A 2103-nucleotide genomic window follows, 5' to 3' on the forward strand; every position below is an offset into this window, starting at 1 on the left:
CCGCTTGGTTTAATCATGCACAACAGTTTAACCAATCCTTTGGTTACGACGCACTGGGTCAAATTACCAGTATCGACAATAGTGATGGTTGGCAAGATATTAGCTATGACGTTATCGGTAACCGCTTAAGCCTAACCACTCAAGCCGATACCGATTGGTATCGCAGTGCGTTTGATTCAAATCGCTTATTGGCTATTACAGGTGAGCAGCAACGTCAGTTTGATTATGATGCCAATGGTAATATCATCAGCGAACAAACCGCAGAGGGAACCGTTAGCTATCAATACGGCCGCCTTAACCGAATGTTAAGCCACAGTAAAAATGGTCAAACGACTCACTATGGTTATAATGCCAAAGGCCAGCGCAGCGCTAAGCTATTAGCCGATGGCAGCCGTATTCACTATTTGTATGACCAGCAAGGGCGATTAATTGCCGAAGCAAGCAACGGTAAGGTCAATCGTGAGTATGTCTATCAAAATGGCCAACTACTGGCACTCGTCAATTTAACGGATGCTGGCAATGAGGTGTACTACCTGAGTAATGACCACTTAGGTCGGCCGGAAGTGGCAACCGACAAATACGGTGAAGTGGTATGGCAAGCGAAAAACCTCGCCTTCGATCGCGAAGTGCTTATGGACAAGATTGGCGGCTTAAACCTAGGGCTGCCAGGTCAATACTACGATAGTGAGAAGGACAGCTGGCAAAATGGCTTTAGGGATTACGATGCCAAAACCGCAAGGTATATGCAGAGTGACCCGATAGGTTTGGCGGGAGGTAACAATTTATACCGTTATGCACTGAACTCATCGCTGATCTGGTTTGATGAAACAGGTTTAGGGCCAAAAGATACTGGGGGTGATCCGAGTGAGCCGCCAGAGTCAAATGGTAACAATAGTTGCAAGTGGTCTACAAAGGATTTTTTAGCGCACTATTTTTTGGGAGGTGGGGATGTGGTTGATCTATCAGATATAGGTTTAGCCTCCGACTTTGAAAATGCACCGACAGTTAGTAGTGCTGTTGAGAGTTTTATTAATAGCATTATGCAAGGGCCTGTATTTAATGTAAATGTTTTGGATTATAGTGCAACCGATGTTACAAATGTTGGAACGGTGGACTTTACTGGATATCCTGATCTATTTTCGGTTGGAAATGGAGAGTTGAAGATGGAAGCTGCATGTGCGGAAGGTTCATGCTCATTTACTTTTGAAACCAATGATTGGTTCATTGATGCCCTCGATATTAATGATGATTGGAGTGGGAACCAAGATGTGCCATTTTCCTCCCCTTATCCAATACATCATAGCTGGACTGTGCAAAGGAGTTATGGAAGATGAAAATAAAAATTAAAATAATGTTTATGTTCTTATGCATAGCAGGCTGTGAAGAGCGAGAAAAGATACAATTGAAAGGTGGCTATGAGGCAATAAGGATATATGGAGACGCTCATTCTCTAGTAAAGCCAGATAGAAAGATTCTTGTGATGGCAAATGTAGTTAGAGCTATTGATAATGATACCTATATTATTGGGTTAAGAGAAGAAGCTATTCCAAAAGCAAGCGTTTCTAAACGTCTAGTAGATCAGCCATATGGCTATTTTATTTATAACAAGATAAATGGAACGTTAAGGTTAGGGCTTTCTTATGAAGAACTGGCTGGTATTGTAAATGTAGAAAGTGTGGGACTTATATTTTGATAAAGGGGTCGGAGTGAATTAGGGAGATTGAGATACTTTTTCGGCTCTTCTCCGCTTACATGAGCTTGATATTTGGATAAAAGGTTGAATGGGTATCAGGAACTGATGTTTGTCTGATCTTGAGTTTGAAATATTCAATGTCTCGTATCCCTCTAGCCCTTCGCCTGAGCAAACCAATAGAGACATTCCCAGCTTCAACTCGAGCATTAGTTAATCTATATTTTGCGTAATTACAGACGCCAATTTTTTTATCTAATAGTGCGTCTGCATAATTACATAAGGACAATATCCTCGTTGATTTGTAACCGTCCGGCCAAGTACATCTTCAGCTTACCGCTTTGAAGTTCTATCTTAACAACTGACTATTACATCAGGAGTTAATATGGCTAAACGTTCTCATGCGGATTGGA

The 2103-nt window shown here is 41.7% G+C and carries 2 protein-coding genes and 1 pseudogene; 2 read left to right on the forward strand and 1 reads right to left on the reverse strand.

Going from position 1 to position 2103, the window contains the following annotated elements; genetic code table 11:
- Positions 1–1334, forward strand: a 1334-nt coding sequence (locus L2755_RS21895; protein WP_248982748.1) for an RHS repeat domain-containing protein, incomplete at its 5' end; no start/stop codon positions are given.
- Positions 1331–1693, forward strand: a complete 363-nt coding sequence (locus L2755_RS21900; protein WP_248982749.1) for a hypothetical protein — start codon at positions 1331–1333, stop codon at positions 1691–1693. The genes L2755_RS21895 and L2755_RS21900, both read left to right, overlap by 4 nt.
- A gap of 55 nt (positions 1694–1748) precedes the next feature.
- Here L2755_RS21900 and L2755_RS21905 read toward each other — a convergent pair.
- Positions 1749–1997 (reverse strand): annotated as a pseudogene (locus L2755_RS21905) (transposase); the annotation flags it as partial.
- Positions 1998–2103: the final 106 nt, after the last annotated feature.

Origin of the sequence: Shewanella abyssi, from assembly GCF_023284025.1 — a bacterium.
In the GTDB taxonomy this organism is placed as follows: Bacteria; Pseudomonadota; Gammaproteobacteria; order Enterobacterales; family Shewanellaceae; genus Shewanella; species Shewanella abyssi.